Annotated in this window: 9 protein-coding genes; 4 read left to right on the top strand and 5 right to left on the bottom strand. The window is 69.5% G+C overall.

Features of this window, described 5'->3' with window-relative positions; all coding sequences use genetic code 11:
* Positions 1-2 precede the first annotated feature (2 nt).
* The 5 genes from LFM09_RS06785 to LFM09_RS06805 form a co-directional block, all read right to left on the bottom strand.
* Positions 3-377, bottom strand: a complete 375-nt coding sequence (locus LFM09_RS06785; protein WP_414095411.1) for an ectoine synthase — start codon at positions 375-377, stop codon at positions 3-5.
* Positions 374-1,192, bottom strand: a complete 819-nt coding sequence (gene trpA / locus LFM09_RS06790; protein ID WP_414095412.1) for a tryptophan synthase subunit alpha — start codon at positions 1,190-1,192, stop codon at positions 374-376. Before trpA ends, LFM09_RS06785 begins: the two co-directional genes overlap by 4 nt.
* Positions 1,185-2,183, bottom strand: coding sequence for an anthranilate phosphoribosyltransferase (locus LFM09_RS06795; protein ID WP_414095413.1), 999 nt, complete (start codon positions 2,181-2,183; stop codon positions 1,185-1,187). The genes trpA and LFM09_RS06795 overlap by 8 nt, the downstream gene beginning before the upstream one ends.
* Complete coding sequence (locus tag LFM09_RS06800) at positions 2,180-3,829, bottom strand: non-ribosomal peptide synthetase (RefSeq protein ID WP_414095414.1); 1,650 nt, start codon at positions 3,827-3,829, stop codon at positions 2,180-2,182. Before LFM09_RS06800 ends, LFM09_RS06795 begins: the two co-directional genes overlap by 4 nt.
* Positions 3,830-4,324: 495 nt before the next feature.
* Complete coding sequence (locus LFM09_RS06805) at positions 4,325-5,803, bottom strand: PLP-dependent aminotransferase family protein (RefSeq protein WP_414095415.1); 1,479 nt, start codon at positions 5,801-5,803, stop codon at positions 4,325-4,327.
* Between the two features lie 112 nt (positions 5,804-5,915).
* On the opposite strand from LFM09_RS06805, the gene LFM09_RS06810 reads away from it, so the two are divergent.
* From LFM09_RS06810 to LFM09_RS06825, 4 genes are read left to right on the top strand one after another with little or no spacing between them, the layout of a single operon-like run.
* Positions 5,916-20,336 carry an amino acid adenylation domain-containing protein gene (locus LFM09_RS06810; protein ID WP_414095417.1) on the top strand — a complete coding sequence of 4,807 codons (14,421 nt, stop codon included), beginning with the start codon at positions 5,916-5,918 and terminating at the stop codon, positions 20,334-20,336.
* Entirely contained in the window at positions 20,333-20,545 is a 213-nt protein-coding gene (locus LFM09_RS06815) for an MbtH family protein (protein WP_414095418.1), read from the top strand. Before LFM09_RS06810 ends, LFM09_RS06815 begins: the two co-directional genes overlap by 4 nt.
* The gene (locus tag LFM09_RS06820) at positions 20,542-21,969 is read left to right on the top strand and encodes an MFS transporter (protein WP_414095419.1); all 1,428 of its coding nucleotides are present in this window, start codon (positions 20,542-20,544) and stop codon (positions 21,967-21,969) included. The genes LFM09_RS06815 and LFM09_RS06820 overlap by 4 nt, the downstream gene beginning before the upstream one ends.
* A complete protein-coding gene (locus LFM09_RS06825) occupies positions 21,969-23,573 on the top strand; it encodes a peptide ABC transporter substrate-binding protein (protein ID WP_414095420.1) in 1,605 nt (534 codons plus the stop codon). The genes LFM09_RS06820 and LFM09_RS06825 overlap by 1 nt, the downstream gene beginning before the upstream one ends.
* Positions 23,574-23,607 lie beyond the last annotated feature (34 nt).

Raw genomic sequence — 23,607 nt, forward strand, 5'->3', positions numbered from 1 at the left:
GGTCAGTAGTGTGAGAACTCGCCGGAGTCGAGGCTGTGCCGCTCGTCCCCGCGCAACGCGGGGGAGAAGACGCACACGAGTCTCAGATCCGTTTCGGGTGCCGCCACGAGGAAGTGCGCATCGTTGCGGTCTAGCGCGTACAGCGTTCCCGGCTCGATCGGATGACTGACTCCGTCGAGGTCGATGACCTCACCGCGTCCCTCGATGCAGTAGCAGGCTTCGAGGTGGTTGCGGTACTCCAGGCGCGACTTCGTGCCGGCGCGGACGATGGTGTCGGTCACGGTGTAGCCCATGTCGTCGGTGGCGACCAGAAACCGCCTGCTCAGGCCGTTGCCCCAGTCCACCGACGGGACGTCGTCGATCTTGCGAATGATCATGTCAGCTCCTTGACTACGGTTTTCCGCTGGTGGTGGGCGTCTGTGGGGTGCAGGGATCGGACGAAGCCCGCGAGGTTCTCCACGGGATCGCCGTCCTCGACGTGCTCGACGGCCGCGCTGCCGATCACGACGGCATCCGCGCCCGCGTCGTGCAGGGCGATGACGTCGGCTCGGGTGCGGGCACCGAACCCGACCGCGATCGGCGCGGACGTCTCGGTCCGCAGCCGGCTGATGGGTTCCGCGAGGGCCGCGAACCCGCCGGCCGGGCGGTTGCCGCTGCGTCCGTAGTGCGCGACCAGGTAGAGGTAGGCCGACGCGTGCTTGGCGGAGTGCTGCCGCGTGTCGTCTGGGGAGTTCGGGTAGCAGGTGGTGACCAACGGCAGCGCTTTGTCGGCGGCGGCCGCGTGGTAGTCGTCGCGCAGCCGCGGCGGAAGACCGTGCAACAGCAACGCGTTCGCCGCCGAGTCCGCGATCCTGGCGACGAAGTCACCGATGGGCGCGGGCTTGACGGTGTGGCTCCAGTCGGCCAGCAGCGCGATCTTGGTGTGCCGCAGGCTTGGCACGACGTCTGCCAGCAAGTCGAGCACTGCGGCCAGACCCACGCCTCTGGCGAGCGCGCGTTTCGCCGAGCTGCGCACCACCGGGCCGTCGGTGAACGAGTTCGGGAACGGGACCGCGAGTTCAAGGCAGTCGACCCGGTGCTCGTCGAGCATGCTGATCACGTCGCGCAGGACGGGCAGTGGTGGGTCGCCCGCGTTGAGGAACAGAGCCAGGCCAGGCGCACCGCTGAAGAACCTGGGGGAATCTTCAGCCATGCGCCATCACCCGTCGCATGCGTTCGGCCAGCGCCAGCGCGGCACCGTCCGAAACGGCCTCCCGTGCGGCCTGCAATGCCGCGGGGAAGCCAGGTTCCCGTCCTGCGGCCACCGCGAGCGCCGCCGCGTTCAAGCACACCGTGTCCACGGCGGCCGCCGGTGCCCGCCCGGCCAGCAGCTCCAGGAAGTGCTCGACCACGTCGTCGTCCGGCGCGGCGGCGAGCCCGGTGAGGTCACCGCGACCGACCGGGCTCATCCGGAAGTCGCGGTCGCCGTGCACCGAGTTCGGGGTGAAGCTGAGCAGCTCGTCCGCGCGCAGTTCGTTGCTGCACAACCAGAACCGCTTCTCCGGTTGAGCATCGGCCAAGGCCCGCAGCGCCGGCAGGTGCGTCGGGTCGGACACCCCGGTGAGCTGCGCGGACACCGGCATGTCGGCCAGGAACGGGCCGACGGTGTTGATCCAGCGCCCGATCGTGCGCAGGTCTAGCGGCAGCACGGTGCGGGCGAGCCGCGTCAGTTCGGTGGGGTAGACGAAGTAGCCGGCGAACGCGATGCCGAACCGGTGGAGCTGGTCGGCGGTCTCGTCGTAGGAACGGGTGAGGCTCACCCCGAGCCGGTCGAGCAGGTTGATCGACCCGACTCCGCCGGAACTGGCCCGGGAACCGGTCTTCACGACCTGAACACCAGTCGAGGCCGCGACGAACGCCGCTGCGGTCGAGATGTTCGCGGTGCGTGGACCACCGCCGGTGCCGACGATGTTCACCGCCGCCGGAAAGACGTGGTGATGGGAGGGCCTGCGTTCGTGCAGCGAGGCGACAACTGTGGTGACGGTGGCCGGATCCGGCATGGCGGTCGACAACGCGGCCAGCACTGCGGCGGCCTCGGCGCGGTCGACCTGCCTGTCGTGCAACCGGTCCCAGAACGACCGGCACATCTCGGGCTCGACGCGGCGACGGCGGTTGACAAGCGCGTCGAGCAGGTCGTGGGTCATCTCGCTGCCGTCTGGTTCTTGGCAGTCTGCTCGACCTGGTTGATGAACGTGTTGATGGCGGCGACGCTGCGGAAGAGGTCCGGTTCGAGGTCGATGTCGTCGACGGCGAGCGCGAACCTGTCCTCCAGCCAGGCGATCACCTTCAGCAGGCCGAGGCTGTCGATGACACCCCCGGCGAGCAGGTCGTAGTCGGCCGCGAGGTCACCGGCCGGCACGTCCGGCAGGAACTCCTCGACGACGAACTTCGTGATCTCCTGGGTGTGGTCCATGGTCACTTTCCCCTTGGTGTTCCTGCGGACGAGGAGCTGCCGGTCCGGCTTGCCGGTCGACGTCCTCGGCAGCGGATCGGCGGTGATGCGGATGGTGGACGGAATGGAGGTGAGTGCCAGCCGTTGAGCGCAGAACTGGCGCAGCACCAGGGAGTTCAGCTTTGAGGAGGGCTCGCGGCGCAGCTCGGCGTGCAGCAGGTGCCCGGCGATCGGGTCCGGCACGGCGACCACGGCGGCCTCGGTGATCTCCGGGTGGTCCAGCAGCACGCGCTCGACCTCCTGGACGTTCGTCCGCACGCCGCGCACCTTGACCTGGAAGTCGTTGCGCCCCACCAGGGTCAGCTCGCCGCCGGGACCGGTCTCGACGATGTCGCCGGTCCGGTAGAAGCCGTCGGCGGTGAACCGGTCCGCGTTGAGCGCCGGATCGAGGTAACCGCTGGTCTGGAACGGCGTGCGCACCTCCAGCTCACCGGCGACGACCCGGATCTCGACCCCCGGCAGTGGCGTGCCGAGCGGAACCGGACCGGCCGGCAACCGCGCGGGGTCGAGCTCGTGCACGAGGCTGTCGTTGGTCTCGGTGCAGCCGTAGAGGTTGTGCAGGCGGGCGTTCGGGAACAGCACGGGCAGTCGCGCCAGCGTGCGGGCCGGGACGGTGTCACCGGTCATGATCACCTGGCGGACGTGCGGGTACGGCTCGTCGTCCTGGAGGAGCCCGAAGAACATCGGCACGGCCTGGACGACCTCGACCTCGTTGTTCCGCAACAGTTCGCCGAGATGTGCGCCGTCGGTGCCGCGCTCGGGGTCGACCAGCACGACCGTGCCGCCGTGCTTGAGCGTCGCCCAGACGTCGAGCAGGCAGAGGTCGAAGTTCAGCGGGCTGTAGTTCAGCACCACCCCGCGCACCCCGAAGTGCGCGTCCGCCCAGTCGGTGAACCTGTCCACCGCACCCTCGGTGAGCGGCACGACCTTGGGCCGTCCGGTCGAGCCGGACGTGGTCAGCATGAACGTCACGCGGTCCGGGTCGGGGGTGAACGAGTGGATCGCTCCCTGACCGGTCCATTGAGCGTCCACTTCGGACAGAACCGTCGCGCAGCCGCTCGCGGTGAACAGCTCGTTCATGGTCTGTTCGGCCAGCGTTGCCGAGGGCAGCAGGAACCGCCGCTGCGCCAGCAGACAGCCGAGCACGAGCGCGATCGAATCCGGGCACTTGGGTGCTTTGAGGCCGAGCGGTGTGCCGTCATCCGGCAGGCATGCGATGCGGGCCTGGGCACGGCGCGCGGCCAGGTAAAGCTCCTGATAACTGACGGTCTGACCACGCCAGACGAGCGCCGGTGCGTCCGGCTGCTCGTGCGCGACCTCCACGAAATTGACTGCCAATGACTGCAATGAAATGCCACCCCTGATATTTCGCGCAGCCTCGAACTCGCCCATTCCCGGTGCTCGGGAATGAGCTTGCCCCTGCTGTTCGTCCAACGTTCAACGATGCGTCGTTCGCGACCCAGGTCCCCCCTCGGTGGCGGCGACACTACTCAAGAGTTAGCACGTGGAAGCCGGATACAAAAGAATTGTCCGGCAGTCCGTTGTGAGATCTCCGAGTTTGGAACGGCGCCTCCCCTGCGCTCGTTGCTCGGCGCAAACCATATGTTGCTCCAGGTCGCGGGTGCAATAAGTTCGTCGGCGGTGATCCGTTGCTCTCTTCGGACCAGCTTGGACTGGAACTTCGCCCGAAAATGGATCGCTTCAATACCGTCGGACAATAAAGAAAACTGCCGGTTGTACATTGTGATCGGGTGACTACGCAGTGTTTTTTGTCCACCTTCGCAAAGCGTGATCGGACAACTACGCAGTGAGCTGTTCGGTGTCGTCGGACAACTACACGGATGGACTGAGCGAGCTGCTTTCCGGGCCGTGTCGCCGCAGTTCGAGCCACGCGCGCTGCAACCGCCGCACGAGTTCGGTCAGCGTCTCCTCGGGGAAGGTGAACGGCAGCCGGAGGTAGTTGTCGTGCCCGCCGGTCGGGTCGGCCGCCGCGCCCGGCACGACCTCGACGCCGTGCCGCAGGGCGATCTGGGCGAACACCCTCGCGTCCGTGTCAGGCAGTTCGACCCACAGCGCGGAACCGCCGTCGGGCAGCTGCCAGTTCCACTCGGGCAGGTCGGCGGAGAGCAGCTCGCACAGCTGGTGCAGCCGCGCCCGCACGACCTGTTCCCGGCCGGCGGCGATGACGTCCAGCCGCGGCAGGATCTTGGCGGCAATGGCCTGGTCCAGCACCGGACTGGCCAGGTCGGCGAGCACCTTGTAGCGCGCTAGCCGTTCGATGATCCCGCCCGGTGCCCGCAACCAGCCCATCCGCAGGCCGCCCCAGACCGCTTTGGCCAGCGAGCCCACCGTGATGACCTCGGAGCCGTCCGGCGCGTAGGCCGCGATCGGTGGCACCTGGCTGGAAGCGCCGGCGTTGAACGACGTGTAGGCGTTGTCCTCCAGGACCGGCACCTCGAACCGGGCGGCGATCTCGGCGACCCGCTGGCGGCGGTGCGCGGACATCAGTCGGCCGGTCGGGTTGTGGTAGGTCGGCATCACGTAGAGCAGCGCGGGCTGGTGCTCGCCGCACGCCTGCGCGAGACCGTCGGCGGAGATGCCCTCGTCGTCCAGTGGCACCGAGATCATCTTGGCGCCGGCCGCGCGGAACACGTCCAGGCAGCCCGGCCAGCTCGGCGACTCCACCACGACGGTCGAGCCGAGTCTCAAGTACATCTGCGCCACGAGGCCGAGTGCCTGCTGGGCGCCGGTGGTCACCAGCACCTGGTCCGGCACCGTCGGCACGCTCATGCGCTCGTAGTAGGCGGCGATGGCGTCGCGGAACGGCGGGAAGCCGCGCGGGTGGTAGCCGACGTCGCCCAGCAGGTCGGTCAGGTCGTCGTCGACGAGCTCGCGCACCGCGTCGGCGAGTTCGGGCGCGGCCGGTTCGACCGCGAACGCCAGCGAGATCACCTCGCCCGGCCCGTCCACCAGTCGCTGGAAGATCGACGTGGCCCGACCGCCCGGCACCCGGCCGTCCGAGCCCGCTCTTCGCTTGACGGGCTTGAGGTTCACCCTGGTCCCGCTGCCGCGCAGGCTGGCGATCATGCCGTTGCCGCGCAGCTCGTCGTAGGCGGCGACCACGGTGGCCCGGCTGACCTGGAGCATCCTGGCCAGATCCCGTTCCGACGGCAGGCGTTCACCGTGCGGCAGGTCGCCGGCGCGCATCGCCCTGGCCATCGCCCCGGAGAGCTTGCGGTACAGCGGCCCGCGGGCCGAGGCCCAGTCGCCGAGCACCTCGACCAGCTCGGCCGGGTCCTGGAAACGGTCCATTTCACGCTCCATTGGCACTGGTGGACTGGAAACGGTCCGAGCCAAGCTAGCTCATCAGACCGGCGGCGCGGGGGCCCTTTGCCGGACTTGGGATTCAACGGGGTGGGGGTTCATGATCGTGGGCGCGAAGCGTGACCTTGTTGCGCTGCTTGAGCTTTCCGAACTGTCCACTCCGGACTCAACGGCGGTGGTGTTCGAGGGCGCCGAGGTCACCTATGCACAGCTGCACGCGGACGCGAACCGATTGGCCCGGTTCCTGCTGGAGCAGGGCGCCGGGCCGGGCCGGGTCGTCGCGGTGGCGTTGCCCCGTTCGGTCGAACTCGTGGTGGCGCTGCTCGCCGTCGTGAAGGCTGGAGCGGCGTACCTGCCGGTCGACCCGGACTACCCGGCCGACCGCATCGAGTTCATGCTCGCCGACGCCCAGCCCGTGCAGGTCTTGTCGCACAGCACTGTGCCGGTGAGCGGACTGGTGCTCGACGATGCCACCGACCTGATGGCCGGGTATTCCGCGGCGCCGATCACCGATGCCGACCGCGTCCGGCCGGTCGACCCGGACGACCCCGCCTACGTGATCTACACGTCCGGTTCGACCGGACGGCCCAAGGGCGTGGTGGTGCCACACCGCGCGATCGTGAACCGGTTGCTGTGGTCGCAGGCCCACTACGGGCTCGACGCCAGTGAGCGGGTGCTGCAGAAGACGCCGTCGAGCTTCGACGTGTCGGTGCCGGAGTTCTTCGGGCCGTTGATCACGGGCGCGACGATCGTGGTGGCGAAGCCCGGTGGGCACCGCGACCCGGCGTACCTGGCCGCGTTGATCCAGGAGCAGGGCGTCACCGAGGTCAACTTCGTGCCGTCGATGCTGCGCGCGTTCCTGGAGGAGCCCACCGCGGCAGGGTGCACCGGACTACGGCGCGTGCTGGCCGCCGGCGAGGCGCTGACCGGTGACCTGGTCGCGCAGTTCCAGTCCGTTTTGGACGTTCCGCTGCACAACCTCTACGGGCCGACCGAGGCCGCTGTCGAGGTCAGCTACTTCGAGGTCGAGCGGGGCTTCGCGGAGAGCGCGGTGCCGATCGGGCACGCGGTGTGGAACACGCGGCTGCGGGTGCTGGACGCCGAGCTGAACCCGGCGGAGGTCGGTGAGCTCTACCTCGCGGGCGACCAGCTGGCGCACGGCTACCTCAACCGGCCGGGGCTGACCGCGGAACGGTTCGTCGCCGACCCGTTCGGACCTGGCCGCATGTACCGCACCGGTGACCTGGCACGGGTGCGCGAGGACGGCGCGGTGGTCTACCTCGGCCGGACCGACACCCAGGTCAAGGTGCGTGGGTTCCGGATCGAGCTCGGCGAGGTCGAGGCCACGCTGGAACGTCATCCCGCGGTGCGCCAGGCCGCCGTGCTGGTGCGCGACGAACGCCTGGTCGGCTACCTCGTCGGCGAGGTCGACCTGGACGATCTGCGGGCACACCTCGCGGTGACGCTGCCCGAGTACATGGTGCCGGCGTTGTTCGTCGTGCTGGACGAGTTCCCGTTGTCCCCGGCCGGAAAGCTGGACCGGGGTGCGTTGCCCGAACCCGACCTGAGCGTTCTGGTCACCGGTGCCGCGGCGAGCACGCCTGTGGAAGAAGCTTTGAGTGAACCGTTCGCCGCGATCCTCGGCCTGCCCTCGGTCGGTGTCGAGGACGACTTCTTCGCGTTGGGCGGCGACAGCATCGGTGCGATCCGGCTGGTCAGCCGGGCGCGCCAGGCCGGGCTGCGGCTCACCCCCGAGCTGGTCTTCACGCACCGCACGGTCCGCGCGCTCGCGTCCGTCGCCACCCCGGTGGTCGAGCAGGTGCTCGCAGACACCGGCGTCTCGTTGGCGCCGCTGGCGGAAGGCCTGCTGTTCCACGCTTTGTACGACGACGTTGACGTCTACATCTCGCAGCTCACCGTGGAGCTCGTCGGCGAGATCTCCGAGGAACGACTGCGCGAGTCTGCCCAGTGGCTGCTGCGCAGGCATCCGAACCTGCGGTGGGGGTTCCGGGCCGACGGGCGGTTCGAGTCGTCCTCGGTGGACGTTCCGTGGCGGGTGGCTGACGGTGATCTGGACGAGCTGCGCGCCGAGGAGCGGCGGCCGTTCGACATGGCCGCCCCGCCGCTGCTGCGCTTCCTGTTGTGCGGCAACCAGCTCGTCCTCACCTGTCACCACATCCTGCTCGACGGCTGGTCGACCCCGGTGCTGCTGGACGAGCTGCTGGCGCACTACGCGGGCGAGTCGCTCGCCGAACCACCGTCCTATCAGGACTACCTGAACTGGCTCGGCGCGCAGGACCGCGCCGAGGCGGAACGGGTCTGGCTCGACGTGCTCGACGGCGTCGACGAGCCGACCCTGGTCGGCGGCTCAGAGGTGCAGGGTGAGCGCGTCATTGAACTTTCTTCGCAGCTGACCGATCAGTTGACCCAGCGCGCCCTCGACGGTGGCTACACGCTGAACACGGTGGTGCAGGTGGCCTGGGCGCTCGTGCTCAGCGGGGTCACCGGGCGCTCCGACGTCGTGTTCGGCACCACGGTGTCCGGCCGTCCGGCCGACCTGCCCGGCGTCGAGACGATGGTCGGGTTGTTCATCAACACGATCCCGGTGCGTGCCACGTTGCGGCCCGGCACGACGGTGGCCGAGCTGTGCGCGGACCTGCACCGGCAGCAGCTCAGGACGAACGAGCACGCCACCCTCGGGCTGGCCGACCTGCACCGGTTGACCGGCACCACCGAGCTGTTCGACACGCTCACCGTCTTCGAGAACTTCCCGGACGAGGTGCGGACGCACGGCGATCTCACCGTGGCCGGCACCGAGATGCGGTACCCCGTGCACTACCCGCTCGGCCTGATCGCGGTGCCGGGGGAGCGGCTCACGTTGCGGCTCAGCCACCGCACCCCGCTGGCCGGCCAGATCGAGGACCGGTTGCTGCGCGTGCTGGCCGCGATCGCCGCCGACCCGGACCAGCCGATCCACCACGTCGACCAGCTCGACCCGGCCGAACGCGACCGCGTGCTGGTGCGGTGGAACGACACCGCGGTCGAGGTTCCCGACGTCACGCTGACCCGGCTGCTCGCCGAGCAGGTGGCCCGCACGCCGGACGCCACCGCGGTCGTCTTCGAAGGCACCTCGCTGACCTACGTGGAACTGGACGCGTGGGCCAACCGGCTCGCGCACCACCTGCTGGCGCAGGGTGCCGGCCCCGAGCGGTTCGTCGCGGTGCTGCTGCCCCGCTCGTTGGAACTCGTGGTCGCGCTGGTCGCGGTGCTGAAGGCGGGTGCGGCGTACCTGCCGATCGACCACGACCACCCGACCGACCGCATCCACTACATGCTCGGGGACGCCGGTGCGGTGCTGGCGTTGGCGGAACTTCCGGACGTGACCAGCCAGCCCTCGCACGCCCCTGAGCTGACCACGTCGCCGGACAGTGCCGCTTACGTGATCTACACGTCCGGTTCTACCGGGCGGCCCAAGGGTGTGGTGGTGTCGCACCGGGCGATCGTGAACCGGTTGCTGTGGTCGCAGTCCGAGTACGGCCTGGACGCCAGCGAGCGCGTGCTGCAGAAGACACCGACCAGCTTCGACGTGTCGGTGCCGGAGTTCTTCGGGCCGTTGATCGTCGGCGCACGTGTCGTGCTGGCGCGACCCGGGGGTCACCGCGACCCGGCGTACCTGGCCGCGTTGATCCAGGAGCAGGGGGTCACCGAGGTCAACTTCGTGCCGTCGATGCTGCGGGTCTTCCTGGAGGAGCCCACCGCGGCCGGGTGCACCTGCCTGCGCCGGGTGCTGGCGGCCGGCGAGGCGCTGCCCGGCGACCTGGTGCGGCGCTTCGAGTCCACTTTGGACGTGCCGCTGCACAACCTCTACGGGCCGACCGAGGCCGCGGTGGAGGTCAGCTACTTCGAGGTGCCGCGTGGGTTCGCCGACATCGAGGTGCCGATCGGGCGGCCGGTGTCGAACACGCAGCTCTACGTGCTGGACCGGGACCTCAACCCGGTTCCAGCCGGGGTCGCGGGCGAGCTGTACCTCGCCGGTGTACAGCTCGCCCGCGGTTACCTCGGGCAGCCCGCGCTCACCGCCGAACGGTTCGTGGCCAACCCGTTCGGGCCTGGCCGCATGTACCGGTCCGGCGACCTGGCGCGGTGGAACGCCGACGGCACCGTCACGTACCTGGGGCGCACCGACACCCAGGTCAAGGTGCGCGGCTTCCGGATCGAACTGGGCGAGATCGAGGCCCGCCTCGCATCGCACCCGGCCGTGCGGCAGGCGCTCGTGGTCGTCGACGACGACCGCCTGATCGGTTATGTCGCCGGTGAGACCGCGGACTTCCGCGCGCACCTGGCCGAGACGTTGCCCGAGTACATGGTGCCCGGCGCGTTCGTCGTGCTGGACGCGTTCCCGTTGACCCCCAGCGGAAAGGTCGACCGCAAGGCGTTGCCGGCACCCGAGGCCGTGGTGACGGACAGCCGCACGGCCCGCACTCCGGCAGAAGAGCTGCTCGTGGGGCTCTTCGCGGAGGTGCTGGACGTGCCTTCGGTCGGGGTGGAGGACCGGTTCTTCGACCTCGGCGGGCACTCGTTGCTCGCGATGAGGCTGATCGCCCGGCTGCGCACGGTGTTCGGCGTGGAGGTCGATCTTCGCACCCTGTTCGACGCGCCGACTCCGGCCGCGTTGGCTCTGCGCCTCACCACTGCCGGTGGTGCGCGGCAACGGGTCACCGTCGTCGAGCGGCCGGAGCACCTGCCGGTCTCGTACACCCAGCAACGGCTGTGGTTCATGGATCGGCTGGAAGGCCCCGGCGGCACCTACAACCTGCCGCTGGTGCTGCGGCTTTCCGGCGAGCTGGACGTGCCGGCGTTGCGGGCGGCGCTGATCGACCTGGCCGACCGGCACGAGTCGTTGCGCACGGTCTTCGTCGAACGTGATGGTCTGCCGCACCAGGTGGTGCTGCCGGCGGTGGACGTGCCGCTGCACCTCGGTCCGCCGGACGCGCGCCGCGGCTTCGACCTGGCCTCCGAACCGCCGATCCGGGCGCATCTCGACCGCCTGGACGACGGCGACCACCTGCTGATGATCGTCCTGCACCACATCGCGGGCGACGGCTGGTCGCTCGCGCCGCTCGGCCGTGATCTCTCCACCGCCTACGCCGCTCGATTGCTCGGCGAGGCACCTTCGTGGGCGCCGCTGCCGGTGCAGTACGCGGACTACACGCTGTGGCAACGAGATGTGCTCGGCACCGAGTCCGACCCGGCGAGCCCGATCGCCGCACAGGTGGAGCACTGGCGGCAGGCGCTGGCCGGGCTGCCCGAAGAGCTGGCGCTGCCCACCGACCGGCCTCGCCCCGCCTCTGCCAGCTACACCGGCGGCCTGGTCGAGTTCTCGCTCGACCCGGAGTTGCACGAGCAGATCCGCTCGCTGGCCCGCCGTCACCAGGTCAGCGTCTTCATGGTGCTGCAGGCCGCGTTCGCCGCGACGTTCACCCGCCTCGGCGCGGGCACCGACATCCCGATCGGCACCCCGGTCGCCGGCCGCACCGACGAGGCGCTCGACGACCTGGTCGGCTGCTTCCTCAACACCCTGGTGCTGCGCACGGACACCTCGGGCGACCCGACGTTCGCCTCACTGCTGGCACGCGTGCGGCAGACCAACCTCACCGCCTACGCCCACGCGGACCTGCCGTTCGAGCGGCTGGTCGAGATCCTGAACCCGAGCCGGTCGCTGGCGCGGCACCCGTTGTTCCAGACGATGCTGGTGCTGCAGAACACCCCGCCGGTGTCGTTCGACCTGCCGGGGCTGGAGGTGCGGCGCGAGGACGACGAGCTGGGCGTCGCGAAGTTCGACCTGCTCTGCTACTTCACGGAGAACACCTCCGGCATCGACGGACGACTGGAGTACGCCGCCGATCTGTTCGACCACTCCACCGCTGCGAGCCTGGCTTCCCGGGTCGTGCGGTTGCTGGCAGCGGCCGCGGCTGATCCTGATCGTCCTGTTGGGACGCTCGACGTGCTGGAGCCGGCTGAACGTTCGCTGGTGTTGCGGGAGTGGAACGACACTGGTCGTGAAGTACCCGCCGGGTCGGTGGTCTCCTTGTTCGAGGAGCAGGTCGCACGGACGCCGGACGTGGTCGCGGTGTCGTGCGGGGACGTGGTGCTGACGTACGACGAGCTGAACACGCGGGCGAACCAGCTTGCGCACCACCTGATCGGTCTGGGCGCCGGGCCGGAACGTTATGTCGCGCTGGCGATGCCGCGATCGGCAGACCTCGTGGTGGCGTTGCTCGGGGTGCTGAAGTCCGGCGCGGCGTACCTGCCGCTCGACCCGGACTACCCGGCCGAGCGCGTCGACTACATGCTCGACGACGCGTCGCCGCTGCTGACGCTGCGCGAACTGCCGCCGGTCGCCGCCGACACAGACCCCGACGTGGTCGCAGCCACCGGGCACTCGCTCGGTTCCAATCCCGGCGTCGTCGTGGCGGATGATTCTCCCGCCTACGTGATCTACACCTCCGGCTCCACGGGCCGGCCCAAGGGCGTGGTCATTCCTCGCGCGACTCTGCTCAACTTCCTCGCGTCGATGGCGGAGACGGTGCCTCTGGCCGCTCACGACCGGTGGATCGCGGTGACCACCATCGCGTTCGACATCGCGGCGCTGGAGATGTTCCTGCCGTTGCTGTCCGGCGCCGCGATCGTGGTGGCGGACAAGGACACCGTCACCGACCCGGCGGCGCTCGTGCGGCTGATCGCCGACACCGGTGGCACGGTCCTGCAAGCCACGCCTTCGCTGTGGCAGGCGTTGATCGCCGCTGAGCCCGAGGGTGTGCGCGGTCTGCGGATGCTGGTCGGCGGCGAGGCGCTGCCGCCTGCTCTCGCGGACTCGATGCGGGCGCTGTCTGCCGGCGTGACGAACATGTACGGGCCGACCGAGACCACGATCTGGTCCACGACACACCCGCTCGAGGGACGGCCTGGTGCGCCCGCCATCGGCAAGCCGATCTGGAACACGGACGTCTACGTGCTCGACGCGGCGCTGCAGCCGGTGCCGCCCGGTGTGCCCGGCGAGCTGTACATCGCCGGACTCGGGTTGGCGCGTGGCTATCACCGCCGTCCGTCGCTGACCGCCGAGAGGTTCGTCGCGAACCCGTTCGGGCCTGGGCGGATGTACCGCACCGGCGACCTCGCGCGGTGGGGTGCCGACGGTGAACTGGAGTACCTGGGCCGGGTCGACTTCCAGGTCAAGGTGCGTGGTCACCGGATCGAGCTGGGCGAGATCGAGGCCGTTCTGACCGCGCACCCGGCGGTGCGGCAGGCCGTGGTCGTGGTGCGCGACAACGCCCTGGTCGGCTACGTGACCGGGGGAGCGGCGGGGCTGCGCGAGCACGCCGCGGCGACGTTGCCCGAGTACATGGTGCCGTCGGTGTTCGTGGTGCTCGACGCGATGCCGTTGACCCCCAACGGAAAGCTCGACCGCAAGGCGCTGCCCGAACCGGACTGGACCGCTGTCCGGACCGTGCGGGCCGCGCGCAACCCCGTCGAGGAGCTGCTCTGCTCCCTGTTCGCCGAGGTGCTCGACGTGCCGGTGGTCGGAGTCGACGACGACTTCTTCCGGCTGGGCGGCCACTCTCTGCTGGCGATCCGGCTGATCAGCCGCACCCGTGCGGTGTTCGGCGCGGAGCTCAAGATCCGCCACCTCTTCGAAACGCCGACCGTCGCGGGTCTGGCCGCAGTGCTCGGCAGCGCGGACGAGGCGCGCCCGCCGCTGGTCGCCGGTATCAGGCCTCCGGAGATCCCGCTTTCCTACGCGCAGCAACGGATGTGGCTCCTCAACCAGATCGAGGAGGCCAAGGGGATCTACAACATCCCGCTGACGCTGCGGTTGTCCGGCCCGCTCGACCGTGCCGCGCTGACCGCTGCTTTGGGCGATCTGGTCGGCCGGCACGAGGTGCTGCGGACCGTCTTCCCGGAGGGGCCGAACGGCCCGTACCAGCACATTCTTTCTTCCTGGACACCGGAACTCCTGTCGGCGGACTCTGAGGAGGACTTCGATCTCACGATCGAGCCGCCGCTGCGCTGCCGTTTGGTCGAACTCGGTCCCGATGAGTACGAACTCGTGCTGCTGCACCACCACATCGCGGGTGATGGCCGCTCGACCGCGCCGATGGTCCGCGACCTCACAGAGGCCTACTCGGCACGGATGGCGGGCCGGGCGCCGTCCTGGACGCCGCTGCCCGTCCAGTACGCGGACTATGCGGTGTGGCAACGTGATCTGCTCGGCTCGGAGTCGGATCCGAAGTCGTTGTTCAGCCAGCAGCTGGGCTTCTGGGCATCGGCCTTGGCTGGCTTGCCCGAGGAACTGCCCCTGCCGGTCGACCGTCCTCGCCCGGTGGTGTCGGAGTTCCGCGGCGGCCGCGTCGACCTGAGGATCGAACCGTCGCTGTACCAGGGGATCCGTGCGTTGGCCGCATCTAATGGCGTGACGGTGTTCATGGTGCTGCAGGCCGCGATCGCGACGCTGCTCACCCGGCTCGGCGCCGGCACCGACATCCCGATCGGCAGCCCGGTGGCCGCCCGGTCGGACGAGGTGCTGGACGACGTCGTGGGGTTCTTCGTGAACACCGTGGTGCTGCGGACCGACACCTCGGGCGACCCGACGTTCGCTGCTCTGCTGGCAAAGGTCCGGGAGACGGGCCTGGCCGCGTACGCGCATCCCGACCTGCCGTTCGAACGCCTCGTGGAACAGTTGCAGCCGGCCAGGTCGCTCTCGCGGCACCCGCTGTTCCAGGTGCTGCTCGCGTTCCAGGACACCCTGGAGCAGGAGATCACGTTCGGCTCGGCGGTGGGCCGGGTCGAGGTGCGGGACACCGACGTCGCGAAGTTCGACCTCGCGTTCGACCTGGTGGAGGAACCCGACGGCATCAGCGGTGGGCTGGAGTACAGCGCGGAGCTGTTTGACCGGTCCACTGTGGAGCGAATTGCGGGGTGGCTGCACGGGGTTCTCGCCGCTGCGGTGGCCGATGCTTCCGTCCGGATCGGTGCGCTCGACTTCATGAGCGCTGCCGAGACCGCGCAGCTGCTCACCGGGTTCAACGACACGGCTCGCTCGCTGCGCCGGGCGCCGCTGCCGGTGCTGGTGCGCGAGCAGGCGGCCAGGACACCGGATGCGGTCGCGGTGGTGTTCGGGGATGTCTCGCTGACGTACGCCGAGCTTGATGCTCGGGCGAACCGGTTGGCGCATCGGCTGATCGCGGCGGGGGCTGGGCCGGAGCGGCGGGTGGCGCTGGCGATGCCGCGCTCGGCCGACCTGATCGTGGCTTGGCTGGCGGTGTTGAAGACCGGTGCCGCGTATGTGCCGATCGATGTGGAGTACCCGGCGGAGCGCATCGCGTTCATGATCGAGGACGCTCAGCCGGTGCTCACAGTAGCTTCAGTGCAAACTGAAGAAAGGCTGAACCTGGGTTCGACGGATGGCGTGGTGCTCACCTTCGAGAGCGTCATGGAGGCCGGCTCAGAGCTGGAGATGTCGGACGCCGGACATGACGCCGACTCCAGCCCAGCCACCAGGGACTTCCCGGACACCGATCCCGGCGTCGAAGTCCCCCTCACGTCCGCTGCCTACGTCATCTACACGTCGGGCTCGACCGGCACCCCCAAGGGCGTTGTCGTCACCCACTCAGGCATCGCGGGAGTGGCCGGCGTCCACATCGACCGCCTGGGCCTCGGCCCCGGCTCCCGCTTCCTCCTCGCGGTGTCGATCAGCTTCGACGTCTCGCTGGCGGACATCGCGATGGTCCTGACCTCGGGAGCCACGCTGGTCGTGCCACCACCGGAGGTCAAGCTCGCGGGCGACGAGCTCGCGGACCTGATCGACACCCACGCGGTCACGCACACCGACCTGGTCGCCGCGATGCTCGCGTCGATGCCGGAACGGGATCTCCCGACCCTGCGAGGCTTCGTGGTCGGCGGCGAGGCCTGCACGGCCGACCTGGTCGAACGCTTCTCGCCCGGCCGCACGATGATGCAGGTCTACGGGCCGACCGAGTCGACCGTGGTCGCGGTGATGAGCGACCCGTTGTCCGGCAACGAGACCCCGCCGATGGGCCGCCCGGTGTGGAACACCCGCACGTTCGTCCTCGACAGCGACCTGCGGCCGGTTCCCGTCGGCGTGCCGGGGGAGCTGTACCTGTCCGGTGACGGCCTCGCGCGGGGCTACCTGGACCGGCCGGGGCTGACCGCGCAACGGTTCGTGGCCTGCCCGTACGGAGGGGGCCGGATGTACCGCACCGGCGACCTGGTGCGGTGGCGTGCGGACGGCAACCTGGAGTTCCTCGGCCGGGTGGACCAGCAGGTCAAGATCCGCGGGTTCCGGGTGGAACTCGGTGAGGTCGAGGCGGTGCTGTTGGCACAACACGGAGTTACCGGGGCTGCGGTGATCGTTCGCGAGGACACGCCGGGCGTGCGGCTGCTGGTCGGTTATGTGACCGGCACGGCCGACCCGGCGGCGTTGCGCGGTGAGATGGCGCGGACACTGCCGGACTACCTGGTGCCGGCCGCGATCGTGCCGCTCGACGTGTTGCCGTTGACTCCCAACGGGAAGCTCGACCGCAAAGCTCTGCCGGCACCGGAGTTCGCCGGCACGTCCAGCAGGGGGCCGCGCACGCCGCAGGAGGAGATCCTGGCCGGGTTGTTCGCCGCCACGCTCGGGCTCGAGACCATCGGCGTGGACGACAACTTCTTCGACCTCGGCGGGCACTCGCTGCTCGCGACGCGGCTGGTCAACCGCGTTCGCACGGCGCTGCGGGTCGAGCTGCCGGTGCGGGCGGTGTTCGAGCACCCCACGGTGGCGGGGCTCGCGCAGCGGGTGCGGACCGCGGGCCGGGCCGTGCACCCGCTGGTGCCGATGCCCCGTCCGGAACGGGTGCCGTTGTCCTTCGCCCAGCACCGGCTGTGGATTCTCAACCAGATGCTCGACGCCGACGCGGCCTACAACGTGGCGATCGCGCTCAAGCTCACCGGAAGCGTCGATCAGGAGGCGCTGGTCGCGGCGTTCGACGACGTGGTGCAGCGGCACGAGTCGTTGCGCACGATCTTCCCGCAGACCGGCGACGGCCCCATCCAGGTCGTGCTGCCGGAAGGGCCGATGCTGTCCCTGGTGGACGGCCCGTCCGACATGGCGTCTGCTGCCCGCGGGTTCGACCTCACGTCCGACCTGCCGGTCAGGGCCACGCTGTTCGCCGACGGGGTGTTGCTGATCGTGCTGCACCACATCGCGTTCGACGGCGCCTCGATGACGCCGCTGACCCGTGACCTCGAACTCGCCTACCGGGCGCGAATCGCCGGCCGGGCGCCGGACTTCGCGCCGCTGCCCGTGCAGTACGTGGACTACACGCTGTGGCAGCACGAGACGTCCGATGTGGACGGGCAGCTCGGCTGCTGGAAGACCGCGCTGGCCGGGTTGCCCGACGAGCTGGCGCTGCCGTTCGACCGGCCCCGGCCCGCGGTGCCGAGCGGGCGTGGTGACCTGGTCACGCTGCCGCTCTCCGCGGACCTGCGGGTTCGCCTGGTCAGGTTGGCAAGGCAGCACGACACGACGTTGTTCATGGTGCTGCACGCTGCGCTCGCAACCCTGTTCACCAGGCTGGGCGCCGGCACCGACGTACCGATCGGCAGCCCGGTCGCCGCCCGCACCGACGCCGCGCTGGACGACGTGGTCGGGTTCTTCGTGAACACGCTGGTGCTGCGCGCCGACACGTCGGGCGACCCGGTGTTCACGGAGCTCCTCGCCAGGATCAGGGAGACCGACCTGGCCGCCTACGCCAACGCCGACCTGCCGTTCGAACGGCTGGTGGAGGAGCTGCGGCCGGTGCGGACGGCAGCGAGGCCACCGTTGTTCCAGGTCGTCCTGGCGTTGCAGGAGAGCGCCGAACCGACGCTGGACCTGCCGGACGTGCGGGCGGAGTCGCTGGAGACCGGCGTCCACCCGTCGCGGTTCGACCTGGAGTTCAGCTTCGCCGAGCACGCCGACGGCCTGCTGGCCGAGGTCACGTTCAGCCAGGACCTGTTCGACCGGACGACGGTCGAGCGGCTGACGGGGTGGCTGCAGCGACTGCTGGAGGGCGTCGCGGACGCACCCGAGCAGCCGATCTCGAAGATCGACCTGCTCTCGGACGCCGAACGCGCGCAGTTGTTCGAAGCGGGCAGTGGCGCTGCGACTGAAGGACCGGCGCAGATCCTGCCGAGGCTGATCGAGGAGCAGGTCCGCCGGACCCCGGACGCGATCGCGGTCATGTTCGAGGACACCCGGCTCACCTACGCCGAGCTCAACGTCAGGGCGAACCGGTTGGCGCACCAGCTGATCAGTCAGGGTGCGGGTCCGGAACGCTTGGTAGCGCTCAAGTTGCCGCGCTCGGCCGACCTGATCGTGGCGTGGCTGGCGGTGCTGAAGACCGGTGCCGCCTACCTGCCGATCGACGCCGGTTACCCGGCCGAACGCATCGACCTGATGCTGAACGACGCACAACCCGCGATCGTGCTCACCAGCGCAGAAGCCGACGGCCCCGACACCGACCCGGACGTCCACATCGACCCGGCCAACACCGCCTATGTCATCTACACCTCGGGCTCGACCGGCACGCCGAAGGGCGTCCAGGTCTCGCACGCCGGCATCGTCACGATGGCCAGGACCCACGTCGAACGTCTCGGAATGAGCGAGACCAGCCGGTTCCTGCTCGCCGTGTCGATCAGCTTCGACGTCTCGCTCGCGGACATCGCGCTGACCCTGCTCGCCGGCGCCGCGCTGGTCGTGCCGGGGCCGGAGCGGCAGCTGGCGGGCGACGACCTCGGCGACCTGATCGAGGACAACGCCGTGACGCACACCGACCTCGTGGCGTCGATGCTCGCGTCGATGCCGCAACGGGAACTGCCGAGCCTGCAAGGGTTCGTGGTTGGTGGCGAGGCGTGCAGCGCGGACCTCGTCGCCCGCTGGTCGGAAGGCCGCACGATGATGCAGGTCTACGGCCTCACCGAGACCACGGTCGTGTCGGCGATGAGCGATCCGCTGCAAGGCCGCGACCACCCGCCGATGGGCAGGCCGATGCCGGGCACCAGGACCTACGTGCTGGACGAACGGTTGAGACCGGTGCCGGTCGGCGTGCCGGGCGAGCTCTACATCACGGGCGACGGCGTGGCGCGGGGCTACCTCGGCCGGCCGGGCCTGACCGCGCAACGGTTCGTCGCGAACCCGTTCGGAGCAGGTCGGATGTACCGCACCGGCGACGTCGTCAGATGGCGCCAGGACGGCAACCTGGAGTTCGTCGGCCGGTCCGACCAGCAGGTGAAGGTCCGCGGTTTCCGGATCGAACCGGGCGAGGTCGAGGCCGTGCTGCTGGCCCAGCCGGGCGTCACCCAGGCCGCGGTGCTCGCGATCGACAACCGACTCGTCGCGTACGTCGTGTCCACAGTGGACGTCGAGAGAAGTGTTCTCGCGCAGACACTGCCCTCGCACATGGTCCCGTTCGTCGTCAGAGTCGACGCACTGCCGTTGACACCGAACGGAAAGCTCGACAGGAAGGCCCTGCCCGCGCCGGACTTCTCCGCAGGAGCCAGGAGAGCGCCGCGCAACCCGGCCGAGCAGATACTGGCCGAGCTGTTCGCCGAAGAACTGGACGTGCCCGCGGTCGGCATCGACGACGGGTTCTTCGACCTCGGCGGCCACTCGATCCTGGCCGCGAAACTCCTCGGCCGCATCCAGACCGCTTTCGGCGTCAGGCTGGGCATCCGGACGTTGTTCGAGGCGCCCACGGTCGCGGGGCTCGCGCACCGGCTCGGGCACGACGACGAGCGCGACTCTTTCGACGTGCTGTTGCCGCTGCGAGCCGACGGCACGGGGGAACCGTTGTTCTGCGTGCACCCGGCGGCCGGCGTCGGCTGGGTCTACTCCGGACTGCTGCGCGGTCTCGACCGGCCGGTGTACGCGTTGCAGGCCAAGGGACTCACGGCGGAGGCACCGGCATCACTGGCCGAGATGGCGGCGGACTACGTCGCCCGCATCCGCGAGGTGCAGCCGCACGGCCCGTACCACCTGCTCGGCTGGTCGTTCGGCGGCGTCGTCGCGCACGAGATGGCGGCGTTGCTGCAGGAACAAGGCCAAGAGGTCGCACTGCTGACGTTGCTCGACGCCTACCCGGTGCGCACGGACGAACCGGACGAGGACGCCATGCTCACCTCGCTCGGACTCGCAGACCGGAGCGAGCTCACCGGGTTCACGCCTGAGCAGGTCGACGCGATGGCGGAGACGTTCAAGGCGAACGCCCGCCTGATGAACGCCGCCACACCCCGCGAGTTCCGCGGCGACGTCCTGTTCTTCGCCGCCACCGGAAGCCCGTCGCCCGGCCTGTGGGCGCCGCACGTGATCGGCGAGATCGACGTGCACCAGCTCGACTGCGCCCACGGCGCGATGACCCAGCCCGCACCCATCGCCGAGATCGCCAAGGTCGTCGGCACCGCAACCGCACGGAGAGTCCCATGAGCAACCCGTTCGAGAACGCCGACGGCACCTACCTCGTCCTGATCAACGACGAGGGCCAGTACTCCCTGTGGCCGGAGCACATCGAGGTGCCGGCCGGGTGGACGATCCAGCACGGGCCGGACAACCGGCAGGCGTGCGTCGACCACATCGAGGAGAACTGGGTCGACATGCGGCCGCGGAGCCTGGTCGAGCAGATGGAGCAGCGGTGAGCCGCAACCCGTGGCTGGTGCTGGTGGCGCTGGTCCTGGGCCAGGTGATGACGCTGCTGGACACCACGGTCGTCAACGTCGCCATCCCCACCCTCGCCCGTGACCTCGACGCCTCGCTCGACTCGGTGCTCTGGGTGATCAACTCCTACGTGCTCGCGTTCGCCGTGCTGCTGGTGACCGGCGGCCGGCTCGGGGACCTGTTCGGGCAGCGCCGGATGTTCGTGCTCGGGGTCAGCGCCTTCACCGCCGCGTCGGTGTTGTGCGGCCTCGCGCAGACACCGGACCAGCTGATCTGGGCGCGCGTGGCACAGGGCGTCGGGGCGGCGTTGCTCGTCCCGCAGACGTTGTCGTTGCTCACCAGGGTGTTCCCCGAGGAGAAGCGCGGCGCGGCGTTCGGAGTGTGGGGTGCGGTCGGCGGGCTCGGTGCCGCGGTCGGGCCGACGGTGGGCGGGTTGCTGGTCGACTCGCTGGGCTGGCGGTGGATCTTCTTCCTGAACATCCCGCTCGGCATTGCCGCGGCGGTGCTCGGAGCGGCCTGGCTGCCCGGCCACTCCGGCAATGGCCGGCGCAGGCTGGATCTGCTCGGCACGGCGCTGGTGACGCTCGGCCTGTTCCTGTTGACCTACGCGCTGATCGAGGGCGAACGGCACCAGTGGGGCGGCTTGATCCCGGTGGCGCTGCTCGGCGGTGTGGTCGTGCTGGCGTTGTTCGTGGTTGTCGAACGCGGCCGGCAGGACCGGGAACCGTTGCTGCCCTTCGTGATCGTGCGCGACCGGAACTTCTCGCTCATGGCGGTCGTGGTCGCCGCGCTGCCACTCGGGCTGGGCGCGATGCTGTTCCTCACGTTGCTGCACCTGCAGTCGGTCCTGGGGATGAGCGCACGCGACGCCGGGCTGACGGTGGCGATCGCGCCGCTGATCTCCGCGTTCGTCGCGCCGAAGTCCGGCAGCATGATCGACCGCTACGGCGGAAAGCCCGTGCTGATGGCGGGATTCGCGTTGTTCGCCGCGGGGGTGGCGGGGATCGCGTTCGCGGTGCGGGCGGACGGCGTGTGGTGGCACCTGTTGCCCGGCCTGGTGCTGCTCGGCTTCGGCATGGGGGTCGGCGGGTCCCCGGCGGCGATCATCGCGATGCGGGACATCGACCAGTCGGTGTCCGGTGCGGCGTCGGGTTTGTTCAACACCACCCGCCTGTGCGGCAGCCTGCTCGGCAGCGCCGCGGTGGGTGCCTTGCTGCAGTCCCGGCTCTCCGCGGAGGGGGTGGATCCCGGACTGCTCGAAGACGTGGTGCCGCAGGAGTTCCGCGAAGGCTTTGCCGACGCGCTGCGGTTTTCCTACCTGCTTCCCGTCGCGGCTCTCGCGGCGGGAGTGCTGCTCACCCTTGGTGTGCGGCGCGTTGCGGTTGGAGTGAACAAGGGGGATTGATGAAGATCGGCAAGAAGCTGTTGACGCTGGCCGGCACCGTGCTGGTCGCGTCTTCGCTCGTCGGGCCGACCGCGGCGGTGGCGGACCGGCACGGTGGCATCCAGAACACGACCATCCGGATGTTCAACACCGAGCCCTTCAGGCCACTGCTGCCGGGAGACACCAACGAATGGGGAGGCGGCCGGCTGATCAGCATGATGTTCACCGGCCTGGTCGGGTATCGACTTGAGGACGCCGCGCCGTACAACGCGATGGCCAAGTCGATCACCACGACCGACTCGAAGGTGTTCAGGATCAAGATCCACGGTGGATGGCGGTTCCACGACGGCACGAAGGTCAAGGCGCGCAACTTCGTCGACGCCTGGAACCACGTGGCGTACGGACCGAACAAGCTGCGCAACAACACTTTCATGGACAAGATCGAGGGCTACGGGGATCTCAACCCGGCTTCAGGGGAGCCGGTCACGAACAGGATGTCCGGACTGAAGGTCATCAACGACCACGAGTTCCAGGTCACCCTGTCCGCACCGCTCTCGATCTTCCCGACGATGGTGGGCTACTGGGCGTTCTACCCGTTGCCCGACTCGTTCTTCCGCGATCCGGCCGCGTGGCTCAAGCATCCTGTGGGCAACGGGCCGTACAAGTTCAAGGAGGCGGTGCCCAACGGACACCAGCTGCTGACCGCGTACCGCGACTACAAGGGCGTGGAGAAGCCGCGGATCAAGGACCTGCGCTACACCGTGTACGCGAACACCTCCGTGGCCTACGACGCGCTCGTGCGCGGCGAGATGGACTTCATGGAGGCCATGCCGTACGAGAAGATCACCAGCGGTCAGTACAAGAAGGACCTGCCCGGCCGGTACACCGACCGCAACTTCCTGCTGATGCAGAACCTGGCGTTCCCGAGCTACCTGCCCGGCTACGACAGCCCGGACCTGCGCAAGGCCGTGTCGATGGCGATCGACCGGACCCAGCTGATCAAGGTGGTCGGTGGAGGCCAGAAGCCGGCTGACGGCTTCACCATCCCCGGTCTGGAGGGCTATCAGCCCGGCCAGTGCGGTGAGCTCTGCACGTACAACCCGGAGAAGGCGCGGGAGCACCTGACGAAGTCCGGTTTCCAGGGCCCGCTGCAGCTGCACACCAACATCGAGTCCGGCGCCAGGACGTGGATGGGCCCGGTGTGCCAGCAGGTCACGGCCACGCTCGGGATCGGGTGCGAGACCAGGGAGACGATGTCGTTCCGCGAGTTCCGGCAGGCGATCGTGGGCCGCACGATCACCGGCGCGTACCGCTCGGACTGGCGGGCCGACTACCCGTCGATCGAGAACTTCCTGTCCCCGCTGTACCGGACGGGTGCGTCCTCGAACGACTACGGCTACTCGAACCCCGCGTTCGACGCCGCGATGGACAGGGCGGACCGGGCGCCTTCGAAGGAGGCGGCGCTGGAGCTGTACCGGGAGGCAGAACGCCTGCTGGTGCAGGACATGCCGGTCGTGCCGCTGTGGCAGGAGTGGTCGGCGGTCGGCTGGTCGGACCGCCTGCGCAACGTGAAGGTCAGCATCCTGACCGACCTGGACGTCTTCCAGGTGAAGGTCGTCTGCTAGTTGGCCGGGGTCCTGCCGCGCCGGCAGGGCCCCC

The sequence above is a fragment of the Lentzea alba genome (assembly GCF_047445655.1).
Lineage (GTDB): Bacteria > Actinomycetota > Actinomycetes > Mycobacteriales > Pseudonocardiaceae > Lentzea > Lentzea alba_A.

Excerpts from the sequence above, each read along its gene's own strand:
- LFM09_RS06785 (WP_414095411.1), bottom strand. The coding sequence starts at position 377 with ATGATCATTCGCAAGATCGACGACGTCCCGTCGGTGGACTGGGGCAAC.
- LFM09_RS06810 (WP_414095417.1), top strand. The coding sequence starts at position 5,916 with ATGATCGTGGGCGCGAAGCGTGACCTTGTTGCGCTGCTTGAGCTTTCC.
- LFM09_RS06825 (WP_414095420.1), top strand. The coding sequence starts at position 21,969 with ATGAAGATCGGCAAGAAGCTGTTGACGCTGGCCGGCACCGTGCTGGTC.
- trpA (WP_414095412.1), bottom strand. The coding sequence starts at position 1,192 with ATGGCTGAAGATTCCCCCAGGTTCTTCAGCGGTGCGCCTGGCCTGGCT.
- LFM09_RS06815 (WP_414095418.1), top strand. The coding sequence starts at position 20,333 with ATGAGCAACCCGTTCGAGAACGCCGACGGCACCTACCTCGTCCTGATC.
- LFM09_RS06805 (WP_414095415.1), bottom strand. The coding sequence starts at position 5,803 with ATGGACCGTTTCCAGGACCCGGCCGAGCTGGTCGAGGTGCTCGGCGAC.
- LFM09_RS06795 (WP_414095413.1), bottom strand. The coding sequence starts at position 2,183 with ATGACCCACGACCTGCTCGACGCGCTTGTCAACCGCCGTCGCCGCGTC.